The organism is Rhodoferax sp. (assembly GCF_028688795.1).
Classification (GTDB): Bacteria; Pseudomonadota; Gammaproteobacteria; order Burkholderiales; family Burkholderiaceae_C; genus Rhodoferax.
Genome location: NZ_JAQTXM010000006.1, coordinates 64,789 through 79,523 on the forward strand (window position 1 = coordinate 64,789; position 14,735 = coordinate 79,523).

Consider the following 14,735-nt stretch of genomic DNA (forward strand, 5'->3'; position numbering starts at 1 on the left):
CGCCCCGAGGAACTTCACCATGACAAACACCACGCACTATTTTTCACTTGGCCTGATCACCGCAGCTGTGGCCACGCTCACCGCTTGCGGCGGAGGCAGCAGCAGTAACGAACCCGCAGTCGCGCCGACCATCTCCGGCGTGGCCGCCACCGGTCTGGCCATTTCTGGCGGCAGTGTGTCCCTTAAATGCGTCAGCGGCACGGCAGCTGCCGTCGCCACCAACACCGATGGCAGCTACAACGTACCTGCTACTGGCCTGACCTTGCCGTGCCTGGCACGGGTGGATTTCGGCACCGCACAAAAACTCCACACTTTGGTCAGCGCATTGGGCAACGCCAACATCACCCCAGTCACTGACTTGGTCCTTGCCAACCTTGTCAAAGGCACTGCGGCCTCGGCTTTTGACAACTTTGACGCCGCCACGGTCAAGACCTACGACGCTGCCAAGGTGTCTGCTGCCCTGACCGGCGTCAAGGCTTACCTGACCAGTCTGGGCGTGGACACATCCAGGTTGGCGCTTGACCCCATTGGCACCAAACTGGTCGCGGCCACGGTGGCCTTGCCTGGCATTGGCGACGACACCGATCAGGTGCTGGACCAGCTCAAGATCAAGCTGGGGACAAAAACCATAGAAGCGGCTGGCCTCGAACTAGCCGCTATCACACCCACACCAGCGCCTGCGGCACCCACACCGGTGGCGTCGTCACCCGCAGCAGCGGCATCGGCCACGCAACCCGCGGCGTCTGCCCCTGCATCGACGCCAGCACCCGCCGCACAAACCATCACGTTTGCTGGCCCTGGCGCCCAGACTCTGGGCGCATCACCTGCTGCATTGAGCGCCGCCACAAGTTCTGGGCTAGCCGCTACCTTCACATCTGCAACGTCTGCGGTGTGCACGGTCAGTGGCACAGCATTGACGCTAGTGGCTGTAGGCAACTGCACCATCACTGCCAACCAGGCTGGCAACACCGGCTACGCAGCTGCCACACCGGTCTCAATCACATTCAAAGTGGCTGCTGCGCCTCTCAAAGCACAGGCCATCACGTTTGCGCAACCAGCCAACCAGACCATGGGCGTAGCCACACCGGCCTTGAGTGCCAATGCGGATTCCGGACTCGCGGTCAGCTTTGCGTCCACTACACCGGCAGTTTGCACGGTGAGTGGCGTAACGCTGACGCTGGTGGCGGCAGGCACTTGCAGCGTCACGGCAACCCAGACGGGCAATGCCAGTTTCTCTGGCGCAACAGCGGTGGCACGTAGCTTCACCGTGGCCGCAGCACCTGTGGTGAATTCTGCAGCCAACGGCAAAGTGCTGTACACCACGAACAGCGTTTTAAGTTGTGCAAATTGCCACGGCACGCCGCCGAGCCTTCAGAAAGTTCTGAACGGCGCAAATAACCCAACTCGCATTCTGAGCGCGATCAACAGCAACGCCGGCGGCATGGGCATGTTCGCAGGAAAGCTTTCCACGCAGCAGTTGAATGACTTGGCTGCTTACCTGGCCACCCCCAATCTGTAACGCAAAACCGATGCATCAGCACGCTCGATGACTTGCATCGGGTACTGCTGATGCCACGCTTAAACGCCAAGTTGCCGCTTAGCGTCAGCAAGGCCAATCCAACACAACTACCGGAGCTCACCATGAAATTTCACACCAACCACTTCACCCTCAGCCTGATTTCAGCTGCGGCCCTGACCCTCACCGCTTGCGGCGGTGGGGGTGGCAGTACCGCCACGGCACCTGCAAGCCTCACCGCTGCAGCACTTACACCAGTCACCACCACGGTCATGGACGGCTTGATCAGCAACGCACAGGTTTGCGTGGACAGCAACAACGACGGCATTTGTCAAACAACTGAAACCCAAGGGCGCACCAATGCCGCCGGCCAGGTCACACTCAATGTGCCCACAGCCGACCTGGCAACTGTCACCTTGGTCGCTCAAATTGGTCTGGACGCCACCGACGCTGACACTGGTGCCGTGAAAACGGCCTACAGCATGCAAACGCCAGCGGGCAAGCACAGTGTGATCAGCCCACTGACCACCTTGGTCCAAACGAAGATTGACGCCGACAAAGCAGCCGGAGTCAACACCAGCATTGAGACTGCTGAAACCCATATCAAGAGCCAAATGGGTCTGACGGCGACCACCGTGTCTGTTTTTGACGACTATGTTGCCAAACGCAGCAGCAGTGACGATCACAAAAAAGCCGGCGTGTTTGCCGCAACCTATGTGCTGAGCGTTCAAAAATCCAAGGAGCATGATGCGCAGGCGACGGCCTCAGGGACAGCGTCCACTTGCCCCACAAGCAGCACCCAATTAGCCAGTGCGAACGCCGAAACACGCACCAGCAGCGAAAAAAATGACAGCAGTGAAAGCCATTCCAGCAATGAACAGAGCGAGCAGGACGAACACGCCAGGGAAGACCACATCGAAAGCAACTTGCTGAATAACCTGGAAGCTATTCGTCAAATCGCAGAGTCTGACCACAGTAACAAAACTTCAGATGACATCAAAAACCTGGTGCCTTATGTGCCTGCATGTGCCACAACGGGCACCGTGACGCCAACAACGCCTGTAACGCCTGTCACACCAACAGTACCCACAACGCCGACAACACCTGCAGCGCCCACGGCATCAGCCACTGCAGGCAAAGCCAGTTACATGAGTTTGTGTATTGCATGCCACACCGCAACCCCGGCCAACAATGTCAGCAAAATTCTGAAGGGGGCCAATGCCTCAAACACAATTTTGAGCGCCATCAGCAGCAACAAGGGCGGCATGGGCTACTTGAGCAGTTCAGTAAACGCCACCGTTGCCAGCAACATTGCCGCTTATCTGGCCACGCCCGGCATTTAACAGGCTCTTTGCGCACAACCCGTGCGCCTGATCTCAAGCGGCCAGAGCTGCCTCAATGTCTTCATTCAGGCTCTCTGGCATGTCGGTAGGCGCATAACGCTTGCGCACTTGGCCATTTTTCCCCACCAGAAACTTGGTGAAATTCCACTTGATGCGCTTGCTGCCCAGCAGGCCAGGCGCTTCTGAACAAAGCCAGTGGTAGAGCGGGTGTGCCTGCTCGCCATTGACCTCTATCTTGGCCATCATCGGAAACGTCACGCCGTAATTACGCTGGCAAAAGCTTGCAATCTCGTCATTCGTGCCCGCATCTTGCGCGCCAAACTGGTTGCACGGAAAGCCCAGCACCACCAGACCATCTTTGCCATAGCGCTCATGCAACTGCTCAAGCCCGGTGAATTGCGGCGTGAAACCGCAGGCGCTGGCGGTATTGACAATCAACAAGGCTTTGCCTTTGAACTGATTCATGGCAACAGATTTGCCGTCGATTGACAGCGCCTCGAAGTCATAAACCGTTGTCATTCCTTGCCCTTCATATTCGCTTAGCCATGCGCCTTGTCGTTTCTGGCAATGGCTAGCAAGCGCTCAATTTCGTCGGCATGCTGCACCAGATTGCGTGCGTGCCAGCGGCGAATCAGCAGCATAAAGCCGGCAATCACCACGCCAAACCCGGTGATGGCCACAAAAGTTGGCACCCCCAACCCGGTGGACAGGCTGTAAAGCGCGCCCAAGCCCAAAATGCAGGCCTGTTCATTGAAGTTTTGCACCGCAATCGAGCGCCCAGCCCCCATCAAATTATGGCCACGGTGCTGCAACAAGGCGTTCATGGGCACCACCAAAAAGCCGCCCAGGGCCCCCAGCATGATCAAAAACGGTGCTGCCACCCAAACATTGGTAATGAAGATCAGGCCAATGATCAGCAAGCCCATCACGATACCCAAGGTGATCACGCGGGGGCCATCTTCAAGCTTCATGCGCATGGAAGCGGCCATGGCGCCAACCGCCATGCCAATGGCGACCACACCTTGCAAGGCAGACGCCTGCGTAACCGAATACCCCAGCGCAGCCGCCGCCCAAGCCAGCACAATAAAACGCAAATTGCCGGCCACGCCCCAAATCAGCGTGGTGGCCGCCAGAGAGATTTGACCCAGCTTGTCACGCCACAAGCGGGCGTTGCAGGTCCAGAAATCAGGCAACAGGGCCAGCAAGTGCCGCGGCTTGGGCATGGGCCGCATCAGCACACCGGTGAGCGGAATATGGGTGTTGAACCAAGTAGCCAACAAGTAGACAAAAATCAGCACGGCAATGGCGGCTTCAGGCGGGGTGTCCACGGAGGTCGTGATGAATGGAAAATCAACCGCCAGCAGGTGCGGTGATATCAATGACCCCACCAGTTGCCCACCCAGCAGCACGCCCAAAATGATTGAGCCAATCGTCAGCCCCTCGATCCAGCCATTGGCTTTAACCAGTTGCGAGGCTGGCAGCAGTTCGGTCAGGATGCCGTACTTGGCCGGTGAATAAGCGGCAGCGCCCAGCCCCACCACCGCGTAAGCGAGCAGCGGGTGCGTGCCAAACAACATGAAGAGGCAGCCTGCCACTTTGATGAAGTTGCTGATCAGCATGACCCGGCCTTTGGGCATGGAATCGGCAAAAGCCCCGACAAAAGGCGCCAAAACCACGTAAAACAAGGCAAACATGGGCACCAATGCGGCCTGCTGCCACTCGGGCGCCTTGCTGGTGCGCAGCAATTGCACGGCAGCGACGAACAAGGCATTGTCGGCAAGCGAGCTGAAAAACTGCGCTGCCATGATGGTAAAGAAGCCGCGTTTCATCGATATTGTTGGCGACCGCTTGTTGCGGCGCATTAAGGGGTGACGTGTCTCCAAACGGTACGGGTTATAGCACGGCACGGCAGTGTCAAAATCAGCCCACTGCATTAATCCACACCACCATGCCACGCCCGATATCAGCCACCATTTACCCTGCTGCACTGCAGCACAACCTGAACCGCAGTCGGGCCGCCGCCCCGGAGGCCAAAGTCTGGGCTGTGGTCAAGGCCAATGCCTACGGCCATGGCATTGGGCGCGTCTTTGAAGGACTGCGCAGCGCCGACGGTTTTGCATTGCTGGACCTGGATGAGGCTCAAGCCTTGCGCGCCCTGGGCTGGCGCGGACCGATTCTGTTGCTAGAAGGCATTTTTGAGCCGCGCGACCTGGAGCTGTGCTCACGCCTTGACCTCTGGCACACGGTGCATTGCGACGAGCAGATCGACTGGCTGGCCGCCTGCAAGACTCATGTGGCGCACCGGGTTTTTTTAAAAATGAACAGCGGCATGAACCGGCTTGGCTTCACGCCAGAGCGTTACCGCAGCGCCTGGGCCCGACTAAGTGCCTTGCCACAGGTCGATGAAATTTCACTCATGACACACTTCAGCGATGCCGATGGCGGCAAAGGCATTGCCGCGCAAATGGCCTGTTTTGCCGAGGCCACACGTGACCTGCCCGGCGAGCGCTCTTTGAGCAACAGCGCCGCCACCCTGCGCCACCCCGATGCCGTGGCTGCCTCCGACTGGATACGCCCGGGCATCAGCCTGTATGGCAGCGCGCCAGACCACCCGGAACACACCGCTGCCGACTGGGGCCTGCAGCCCACCATGACACTTTCTTCTAAAATCATAGCTACTCAGGCAATATCCTCAGGGTCTAGCGTCGGATATGGCTCAACATTTATTGCAGACAACCCAATGCGTGTGGGTGTCGTGGCCTGCGGCTATGCCGATGGTTACCCGCGCGTGGCGCCCACTGGCACTCCCGTGTTGGTGGATGGTGTGCGCACCCGCCTCATCGGGCGCGTCAGCATGGACATGGTCATGGTCGATTTAACCCACTTGCCGCAGGCTGGCATGGGCAGCGTTGTCACCCTGTGGGGCCGCGCCCAAAACGGCGTCGTGCTGGGCATTGACGAGGTGGCCCGGGCGGCTGGCACGCTTGGGTATGAGCTGATGTGTGGCTTGGCGCAACGGGTACCGGTGCAGGTGGCTGACTGATGATGGCCCACCTGCCCGTGCCCCTGAGCCGGGTACAGCTGGGCCGCACCATGCCGGTGGACATCCGCACGCCGGATGGCCGTCTGCTGTTGCGCCGTGGCCAGGTGCTGCAATCCGAGGCGCAGCGCGAGATGCTGGCCGGTCACCAGGCCTGTATGACCGAGACCGACGCCCACGCCTGGCAGCGAGCCCATGAGCGGGAAATGCGCACCATGCGCCTGAATGGCGTGCCCTCGGCCGAGATCGCCCGCACACCCATGCCCGCTGAAATTCTCGACACGGACTACCTGGAAGGCCGTACGGTGGACGGCGGCTGGCTGGATTTGCAGGAGATATTGCGTGGCCTGCTGTACCAGGGCGCCGCAGCCACCAAACCATTGCCGCGACTGGAGGGCATTGAACAAAAAGCCGTGGCATTGTTGAACCAGGACCCGGATGAATGCCTGTTTGTGCTGTTTCAGGCCCTGCCAGACCTGGGGCTTGGTTACTGCGCCACCCACGCCTTGCTCAGTGGCGCGGTGGCGGCACTTACCGCCGACAAGCTGGCCTTGCCGCCAGGCAACCGAACGGTGTTGCTGCGCTCGGCCCTGGTCATGAACATTGGCATGGCACGGCCACAAGACAGCCTGGCGCGCCAACACCAACCACCGAGCCCTGCACAGCGCAGCATCATCACCACCCACCCGCCCACCAGCGCCGACATCTTGCGCGGTTTTGGTGTGCAAGACGCCGAATTGCTGGACATGGTGCATTGGCATCACGCCCCCGAAGGCACCACCGGGCATGCCGAGCAGCAATTAGGCCTGCAACTGCTGCACCTGGCCGACACCTTGGTGGCCAAGATGGCGCCGCGCATCAGCCGCCCGGCCATGTCGGCGCTGGGGGCGGCCAAGTCGCTGGTGCTGGAGGCCACCGCGCAAACCCAAACCGAGCGCATCGCCATGGCCTCTGTGATGGGCTTTTACCCGCCCGGCACCTATGTGCAGCTGGCCAATGGCGAGGTGGCGGTGGTGATCGCCCGCGGCGAACGCGCCGCCACGCCGCACGTGGCCAGCCTCATCAACGCCAAAGGCATGCCCATGAGCAGCTACCTGTACCGCGATACCCGCCTGGTCGATCACACCGTGCGCGCACCGCTGCCTGCGAACCAGGTCAACGTGCGCGTCAACCTTGAGAAGGTGCAGCGACTGCGCCAGCAGCACGGGGTTTAACCAACTCAAACCACAGCACACTGACCAGCCCAAGGCCCACGGCCCCCGCCAGATAAGACACCGGCAGCATCTGGAACGCAAACAGGCGCGCCAACCACGGCACATACAGCGCCAGCAGCAGTAGGCTCAGAGCGGCCGTCACCACCAGCCACAGGCTACGGTTGGGCACCCACAAGCTCGCCCACAAAGAACCCACGCGGCTGCGGTTAGAAAAGATCAGCGCCAGATTGGTGCACACCAGCGCCGCAAATGCAAAGGCCCGCGCGGCCCCCTCGGTGAGCTGTGCCGCACCCCACACCGTGGCTGCCAGCACCAGCGCCAGAGCACCCAAGCCCTGCAGCAGCGCCAGCCAAAGTGTCATGCCGCCAAATAGGGGGGCGGACACATCGCGCGGCGGGCGCTGCATCACATCCGCCTCAGCCGGCTCATTCTCAAACACCATCGAGCAGGCCGGGTCAATCACCAGTTCAAGAAATGCAATGTGCAACGGAAACAGCACCGTGGGCCAGCCCAGCAGCACCGGCAGCAAGGCCATGCCGGCAATCGGCACATGCACCGCCAGGATGTAGCTCATGGACTTGCGCAGGTTGTCAAAAATGCGCCGCCCCAGGCGCACCGCCCCCACGATAGAGGCAAAGTTGTCGTCCAGCAGAACGATGGACGCCGCCTCACGCGCCACGTCGGTGCCGCGCCCACCCATGGCCACACCCACATGGGCGGCCTTCAGGGCGGGTGCGTCGTTGACACCATCACCGGTCATGGCCACCACCTCGCCGTCGGCCTTCAGGGCTTGCACAATGCGCAGCTTTTGCGCCGGAGCGATTCGGGCGCAAACACTCACGGTGCGCATGCGTTGCTGCAGTTCGGTGTCGGTCAATGCCGCCAAGGCCTCACCGGTGAGCAGCCAGTCATCGGGTTGCGCCACGGCAATCCCAGGGGGTTTCGCGGACTTCTGCACCAGAGCCTGGTCAATCGGTGAGGCCGTCCGCAACCCGGCCTGTCGCGCAATGGCCTGGGCCGTTGCCGGGTAATCCCCGGTGATCATCACCACCCGAATGCCGGCCGCGTAGGCCTGGCGCATGGCCTCTGGTATTTCGGCACGCAAAGGGTCGGCCAAGCCGAGCAGTCCGACAAATTCAAATTCGAAGTCGTGCTCAATGGCCGGCCAGTTGTCTCCCTCAAATCTGGCGCGCGCCACACCCAGCACACGCAAGCCTTTGGCCGCCATGGCATCAACCGCACTGGCAATCACTTTTTGGGCAGCCGGTGCCAGATGGCACAAATCCACAATGGCTTCGGGCGCCCCTTTGGCGGCCACCACGTGGGCATCACCCACACGCGCCTGCCAGACATGCGACATGGCACGCAGCTCGGGTGTGAGGCCATAGGTCTGCATCAGCGTCCAATCACGGTGCAAGTGCTCAGTGTCTTGCAAAAAGTGTTGACCAAGCCGGCGAAAGGCTTTTTCCATCGGGTCGAACGGATCAGTCACGCTGGCCAGAATCGAAAACTCCACCAGGGTATGAAAGTGCTCTGGCAGCTCGGTGGTGTTGGCGTAGTCAATGCTCAAACTTTGCGCCGTGGCCCCTTCACTTTGCCCCGCCACCAAAACAAGCGCCGACAAAGAAGCATCAAGCACCGGCTGCGGCACATAAAGCTCAGCCACCGTCATGCGGTTTTCGGTGAGTGTGCCGGTTTTGTCCACGCACAATACGCTGGTGGCCCCCAGTGTTTCAATGGCGGCAATGCGCCGGGTCAACACCTGCTGTTTGGACAAGCGCCAAGCACCCAAGGCGGGGATGACAGTCAGCACCACACTGAACTCTTGCGGCAGCAGGGCCATGGCCAGCGCAATAGCGGCCAGCAACGCACCTAACCAATCACCACGCATCAGGCCGTAGGCGAGCAACAAAAACAGGCTGGCGCCCACCGCCACCATGGCCAGCACCTTGACCAGTCGCGCCATTTGTTGCTTGAGCGGCGACACCTCTGCATTCAAGCCGCCCAGCGCCAGCCCAATGCGGCCAATTTCGCTGCGGGCCCCCGTGGCGGTGACTCGCGCCATGGCTTGCCCGCGCACCAGCAGCGTGCCCGAGAACAAGCTTGACTGGCTGCCATCGCCCGCAGAGGCATTGACAACCAGCTCCGATATTGCTTCTACACCATCGGGCTCAACGGTGGCGCTGTCTGCGGCCACTTTGTCCACCGGCAAGGGCTCGCCTGTGAGCAGCGATTCATCCACCTGAACCTCGCTGCCCTGAATCAGCACCGCGTCGGCGGGCACACGATCACCCTCAGACAACACCAGCACATCCCCCACCACCACATCGCGCCCGGCAATGCGCTGCGCCACGCCGTCGCGCCAGACCAGCGCACGCGGGCTGGTGAGGTCGCGCAGCGACTCAATCGCGCGCTCGGTCTTGCCCTCCTGGTACAAGGTGAGGGCCAGCACCACCAGCACCAGGCCGAACATGATCAGACCTTCCTGCAAATCACCCAACACCAGGTACAGAACACCTGCGGCCAGCAACAGGGCAAACATGGGGTCGGACAGCGTCTCACGCGCAATCGCCAACAAGCCACGGTGCAATGCGCCGGGCAATTCGTTGGGGCCGTTGTCCTGCAGGGCCTGCGCGGCTTGCACGGCGCTCAAACCTTGTGGTTCTGCCCCGTTTTTAGAGCCAGGCGCTGCGCTCACCGTCTTGTCTGTCGTTTGTAAAACCATTGTTTACCCCCTTCAACCATCAGTAAATAACACACCAGAAGCCCCGCCAGCAACGCAAAAAATGCCAGTGGCAGCGGCGTAAAACCAAGATAAGGTGCCAGTGGCGTGAACGGCAGCAGCATGGCGGCCAGCACCACCGCCAAGGAGGTCAACACCAGCCAGCGGTTGGGCTGGCTGCGCAATGGGTTGCGCCGGGTGCGGATGACAAAAATCACCAACACTTGGGTCGCCATGGACTCAACAAACCAGCCGGTGCGAAACATAGCCTCGTGCGCCTCAAACAATTTGATCAGCAGGTAAAAGGTCAAGAAATCAAACAGCGAACTGATCGGGCCAATGGTCAACATGAAGTTGCGAATAAAGCCCATGTCCCAGTGTTTGGGCTGCGCCAGGTCTTCAGCGTCCACATTGTCAAGCGGCAGGGTAACCTCTGACACGTCATAGAGCAGGTTATTGAGCAATATCTGCAAAGGCAGCATCGGCAGAAACGGCAAAAACAGCGTGGCAGCGGCCATGCTGAACATGTTGCCAAAGTTGGAGCTGGTGGCCATCATGATGTACTTCATGACGTTGCTAAAAGTGCGCCGCCCTTCCAGCACGCCTGCGTGCAGCACCATCAAGTCGCGCTCCAGCAAAATCATGGCGGCAGCCTGCTTGGCCACGTCCACCGCGCCATCCACCGAGATGCCCACATCAGCGGTGTGCAGCGAGGGCGCGTCGTTGATGCCGTCCCCCAAATAACCCACCACATGGCCGCGTGCCCTCAATGCCAGGATGATGCGGTTTTTCTGTGCCGGGTTCACACGGCAAAACAGGTTGACGGCCTCCACCCGGGCGCGCAGGGCGTCGTCGTTCATGGCCGCCACCTCGGTGCCGGTGAGCACACCGTCAATGCCCACACCAAGCTGGGTGCAGACATGGCGCGTGACGCGTTCGTTGTCACCGGTGACGATTTTCACGGCCACGCCACTGGCTGCCATGGCGGCAATGGCTTGCCCGGCACTGGCTTTGGGCGGGTCAAGAAAGGCGGCGAAACCCGCAAAAATCAGGGCACTTTCATCCGACACCACAGCGTGCGGGTGGTCCAGTGCCACATCTCGCCAGGCAATGCCAAGCACCCGAAAGCCGTCTTCGCCCAAGTGGTCAAACAGGGTGTTGATGCGGGCCTGCGCTGCTTCATCCAACGCCACTGTCAGGCCACCTGCGTCCTGATAGTGGGTGCACAGGCGCAACACGTCTTCAGGTGCGCCCTTGACCACCAAGCGGCGCGCGCTGCAACGCTCCACCAGCACCGAGACGCGGCGGCGCTCAAAGTCAAAAGGCACCTCGTCAATCTTGGTCCAGCCCGACACATCCACCTCTTCATGCGTCAGGATGGCATCGTCGAGCGGGCTTTTCAGGCCGCTCTCGAAATAGCTGTTGAGGTAGGCTAATTCAAGCACCTGCGGGTTGTCGGCACCGCTGGCATCAACATGGCGCTCCAGGCGAATGCGGGCCTCAGTTAGCGTCCCGGTTTTGTCGGTGCACAACACATCCATGGCCCCCAGGTCTTGAATGGCCGAGGGGCGTTTGACGATCACCTTCAGGGCCGCCATGCGCAGCGCCCCGCGCGTCAACGTCACCGACACCACCATCGGCAGCAGCTCAGGCGTCAGGCCCACGGCGAGCGCCACGGCAAACAAAAACGACTCCAGCAACGGGCGGTGCAGCGCCAAATTCACCAGCAAGGTGAACAGCACCAGCAGCAAGGTGAGGCGCATGATCAACATGCCGAAGCGGCGCGTACCGACCTCAAAAGCGGTGGGTGGCGCCGTTTGTGTCAAGCTGACCGCAATTTGCCCCAGCGACGTCTGGCTACCAGTACGCTCCAAGAGCACCCGCGCAGAGCCACTGACCACCGAACTGCCCATGAAAACACGGTCTGGCGCCACAGCATCATCGGCTTCCACAGCGGCATGGGTGTGGCCTTGGCTGGTGTCATGGCTGTCACTGTTATTGCCGGTGGGCGGGTTTGCGGCCGAAGCAGGCTGCACCGGCTGCTGAGGAAGTGTGCCCGTGCTGCGCTTTTCCACCGGGTAGGGTTCCCCCGTGAGCTGCGCCTGGTTGACGAAGAAGTCATTGGCCTGCAGCACCTGTGCGTCGGCAGGCACCAGGTCACCGGCGGACAGCAGCACCACATCGCCGGGCACCAGGTCAGCCACCGGCAATTCGCGCGGCACACCATCGCGCAGCACATTGGCCGTGACGGCCACCTGCAACGCCAGCTGGTCGGCAGCGCGGCCGGCACGGTAAGACTGCACAAAATCCAGCGTCACGCTCATCAGCACAATCAGGCCAATGATGAGGGCGCCACTGGCATCGCCCGTGGCGGCTGAAATGGCACTGGCCACCAGAAGCACCAGCACCAACGGGTTTTTGAACTGCAACAAAAATTGCAAGGCCACCGCGCGTTGCAGCGACGGCTTGAGCCGGTTTGGGCCGAAGCGGGTGAGCCGCGAAGCAGCCTCGGCTGTGCTCAGTCCGCTCACCTCGTCAGTAGCTCTTGAATCTCGCATCATCATCGATATATTGACCTGTAACCCTTATTAAACAAGCGTTAATAGCTATATATTTAATAGTAAGTTGCCTTTTGGTCTGATGCTAGCACTTCAGAACGATTTGCACTGTGCGGCAAGTCACGCCAAGCATGTGCCGTAGCAACGCCATGCACCTCTCTAAGGATGCTGTTTCTTGATACGCATCAACACCCAGCTGTCAGGTGGCAAGAAATTTGTGTCAATTTGTAACTATTGTTAACGAAAACCCCTATGCTTGACACGGCTTAAGGCTCTTAAGATTTGATGGCATTCAATTCATAAGGAGACTTTCATGTCATTCACACCCCTTTCCAAATGGCGGCTTTTTCACATCGCTAAAGCCGGTTGCGTCGTTGCGGCTTTGGGGGTTACCTTGGCTGGCAACAGCTTTGCCGACGATCACCCGTCCGTCAAGCGCACCATCGCCGAACAATTCATTCATGACATGCAAGAAGGAAAAATCGCTGAGGCCGGTGCTGAAGACCATGTGGTCCAAGAGCTGATCATCAAGCGCAGCATTCCAATCACCTACAAGTACATCAACATCCTGATGAACACGCCCAATGCCTTTGGCCCTGGCGTGGCGTGCACCGTGTGCCACAACTCGCAAGATGCCAGCAAGAGTTACCGTGGCCTGGACTTGTCCACCTGCAAGGGCATGATCGAAGGCACCACTGAAAAGCCCAAACACACCGTGTTTACCCCAGGCGTTGACCCCAAACGCGACCACCTGATTCGCCGCCTGCGCAACAACCGCATGCCATTGGGCTTGGGGTTTGAAAACTCCACCTACACACCGAGCCACATGCTGGTGAAAAACTGGATTGCAGAAGGCGCCAAGAACGACGACCATTTCACAAAGAATGTGCTGCCGCTTTTCTCAACCGCCAATGCCTTTGGACCCAACACACCAGCCTGCACGGCCTGTCACATGTCCAACCAGGAACCCCCAAGCTTTCACGAGCTGAACCTGAGCACACACGCCGGCATCATGCTGGGCGCCGACTCAGTGGCCAAGGGCGTGGACAAATCCACCAAGGTGATCGTGCCGGGCAAGCCCGAGTTGAGTTTTGTCTGGCAGCATCTGGCGGAAGACCGCATGCCGCCCGGCATCAGCCCCGCTGAGGCACGAGACCATCCAAACACCACCATTTTGTCGGCCTGGATCAAACAAGGGGCCAAGTGCGATTGATGACAGCGGGCCATTTAAACCGCCGCCAACTTGTGGCGGCACTTGCAGCAGGTGGGCTTTTGCCCACCTTTGTTGCGTCTGCATCCACCCAAACACCGCGCCTGGTGCGACGCTGGGCCAGTGGCAACAGCGTCTTGACGCCCTTGGCGGTGATGGACGGGCAAATTTTGTTCAGCGGCGACAAAACACTGGGCCGCATTGACCCGGAATTTGCAACGCCCCTGTGGAACGTGCCACACCACTTGAGCAGCCAAGCGGTTTACCGGCCACGCGCTGCCGGACAGCTGGTCATCGCGGGCGGCCAACAGGAACTGGGCGCCTGGCAACTCGCCGATGGCAAGCCCCGTTGGCTACACCAAGCGCTAACGCAGGTTGGTACCCCGTTTGTGACCCCGCAGCACACCTATGTAGGGGATGGGCACGAGTTGCTGGCGTTGAACAACACCAACGGCGCAATTGACTGGCGCTTTGCCAGCACGCCCGACACGCTGGCAAGTTACGCGCCCACAGTGGCCAGTGAAACCGTGTTTTTTGGCCCAGGCAACGGCCTGCTGTACGCTTTGAACAAGGCCGACGGCACACTCAAATGGCAGCTTGACGACAGCAAGGAATGGCAATACACGCGCCAGCTCTACGTCGCTGGCAAGGTGCTGGTGGCGGGCACCTACACCGAGTTGCTGTACGGCATCAGCATCGACACTGGCAAAATCTTGTGGAAGTTCAAGGTCGGCAACTTCATCAATTCGCACCATGTGTCGGGTGACACCGCCTATTTGTGGTCGCCCACCGGCTGGGTTTACGCCATTGATGTGGATACTGGCAAGGTGCGCTGGCGCCACCAGACCACCCGCTACGGCAACAGCGCCGCCAACTGGGGGCCCATGATGGCCGAGATCGTCACGTTCGAGCACAGGGTGTATTGCCTGGACATGAACCAGGTGCTGCATGTTCTGGACGTGACCGATGGCAAGGAATTGCTACGCATTCCTTTTGCGCATGACATGCGCCCCAGCGTGAGCCCGCTGTCGGGTTCACGCGCCGTCTTGGCCAGTGACTCGGGAGAAATTCAACTGGTGCAGTGGTAGTCAACTCACAACGACGGCAAGTGGCGCGCGACCGGCCACGGGTT

At 60.1% G+C, this 14,735-nt stretch carries 10 protein-coding genes; 6 read left to right on the top strand and 4 right to left on the bottom strand.

The window, feature by feature from the left end; all coding sequences use genetic code 11:
- Positions 1-19 precede the first annotated feature (19 nt).
- On the top strand, positions 20-1,519 hold the full coding sequence (locus PHQ58_RS06445) for a cytochrome c (RefSeq protein ID WP_300108630.1): 1,500 nt from the start codon (positions 20-22) through the stop codon (positions 1,517-1,519).
- A 122-nt stretch (positions 1,520-1,641) separates the two neighbouring features.
- Entirely contained in the window at positions 1,642-2,859 is a 1,218-nt protein-coding gene (locus PHQ58_RS06450; protein WP_300108633.1) for a hypothetical protein, read from the top strand.
- A gap of 33 nt (positions 2,860-2,892) precedes the next feature.
- Here the strand turns inward: PHQ58_RS06450 and PHQ58_RS06455 are convergent, their stop codons facing one another.
- Both PHQ58_RS06455 and lplT read right to left on the bottom strand, forming a co-directional pair.
- Positions 2,893-3,378, bottom strand: coding sequence for a glutathione peroxidase (locus PHQ58_RS06455; RefSeq protein WP_300108636.1), 486 nt, complete (start codon positions 3,376-3,378; stop codon positions 2,893-2,895).
- 20 nt (positions 3,379-3,398) lie between these two features.
- Positions 3,399-4,688: a lysophospholipid transporter LplT gene (gene lplT, locus PHQ58_RS06460; RefSeq protein ID WP_300108639.1), complete on the bottom strand. Its 1,290-nt coding sequence runs from the start codon at positions 4,686-4,688 to the stop codon at positions 3,399-3,401.
- 119 nt (positions 4,689-4,807) lie between these two features.
- Between lplT and alr the strand changes: the two genes are divergently transcribed.
- Both alr and PHQ58_RS06470 read left to right on the top strand, forming a co-directional pair.
- Entirely contained in the window at positions 4,808-5,902 is a 1,095-nt protein-coding gene (gene alr, locus PHQ58_RS06465) for an alanine racemase (RefSeq protein ID WP_300108641.1), read from the top strand.
- Positions 5,902-7,113 (top strand): hypothetical protein, encoded by a 1,212-nt coding sequence (locus PHQ58_RS06470; RefSeq protein WP_300108644.1) that lies wholly within the window; start codon positions 5,902-5,904, stop codon positions 7,111-7,113. The genes alr and PHQ58_RS06470 overlap by 1 nt, the downstream gene beginning before the upstream one ends.
- On the opposite strand, the gene PHQ58_RS06475 is transcribed toward PHQ58_RS06470, so the two are convergent.
- Together PHQ58_RS06475 and mgtA are read right to left on the bottom strand one after the other, a co-directional pair.
- Positions 7,067-9,838: a cation-translocating P-type ATPase gene (locus tag PHQ58_RS06475; RefSeq protein ID WP_300108647.1), complete on the bottom strand. Its 2,772-nt coding sequence runs from the start codon at positions 9,836-9,838 to the stop codon at positions 7,067-7,069. The genes PHQ58_RS06470 and PHQ58_RS06475 overlap by 47 nt on opposite strands.
- Positions 9,808-12,393 carry a magnesium-translocating P-type ATPase gene (mgtA, locus tag PHQ58_RS06480; protein WP_300108650.1) on the bottom strand — a complete coding sequence of 862 codons (2,586 nt, stop codon included), beginning with the start codon at positions 12,391-12,393 and terminating at the stop codon, positions 9,808-9,810. The genes PHQ58_RS06475 and mgtA overlap by 31 nt, the downstream gene beginning before the upstream one ends.
- Before the next feature lie 313 nt (positions 12,394-12,706).
- Between mgtA and PHQ58_RS06485 the strand changes: the two genes are divergently transcribed.
- Together PHQ58_RS06485 and PHQ58_RS06490 are read left to right on the top strand one after the other, a co-directional pair.
- Positions 12,707-13,606, top strand: coding sequence for a hypothetical protein (locus tag PHQ58_RS06485; RefSeq protein ID WP_300108653.1), 900 nt, complete (start codon positions 12,707-12,709; stop codon positions 13,604-13,606).
- Positions 13,607-13,665: 59 nt separating this feature from the next.
- Positions 13,666-14,691, top strand: a complete 1,026-nt coding sequence (locus PHQ58_RS06490; protein WP_300108655.1) for a PQQ-like beta-propeller repeat protein — start codon at positions 13,666-13,668, stop codon at positions 14,689-14,691.
- Positions 14,692-14,735 lie beyond the last annotated feature (44 nt).

What these genes read in the sequence shown, in the direction of transcription:
- PHQ58_RS06445 (WP_300108630.1), top strand. Translation starts at nt 20, where the DNA reads ATGACAAACACCACGCACTATTTTTCACTTGGCCTGATCACCGCAGCT.
- PHQ58_RS06450 (WP_300108633.1), top strand. Translation starts at nt 1,642, where the DNA reads ATGAAATTTCACACCAACCACTTCACCCTCAGCCTGATTTCAGCTGCG.
- PHQ58_RS06455 (WP_300108636.1), bottom strand. Translation starts at nt 3,378, where the DNA reads ATGACAACGGTTTATGACTTCGAGGCGCTGTCAATCGACGGCAAATCT.
- lplT (WP_300108639.1), bottom strand. Translation starts at nt 4,688, where the DNA reads ATGAAACGCGGCTTCTTTACCATCATGGCAGCGCAGTTTTTCAGCTCG.
- alr (WP_300108641.1), top strand. Translation starts at nt 4,808, where the DNA reads ATGCCACGCCCGATATCAGCCACCATTTACCCTGCTGCACTGCAGCAC.
- PHQ58_RS06470 (WP_300108644.1), top strand. Translation starts at nt 5,902, where the DNA reads ATGATGGCCCACCTGCCCGTGCCCCTGAGCCGGGTACAGCTGGGCCGC.
- PHQ58_RS06475 (WP_300108647.1), bottom strand. Translation starts at nt 9,838, where the DNA reads ATGGTTTTACAAACGACAGACAAGACGGTGAGCGCAGCGCCTGGCTCT.
- mgtA (WP_300108650.1), bottom strand. Translation starts at nt 12,393, where the DNA reads ATGCGAGATTCAAGAGCTACTGACGAGGTGAGCGGACTGAGCACAGCC.
- PHQ58_RS06485 (WP_300108653.1), top strand. Translation starts at nt 12,707, where the DNA reads ATGTCATTCACACCCCTTTCCAAATGGCGGCTTTTTCACATCGCTAAA.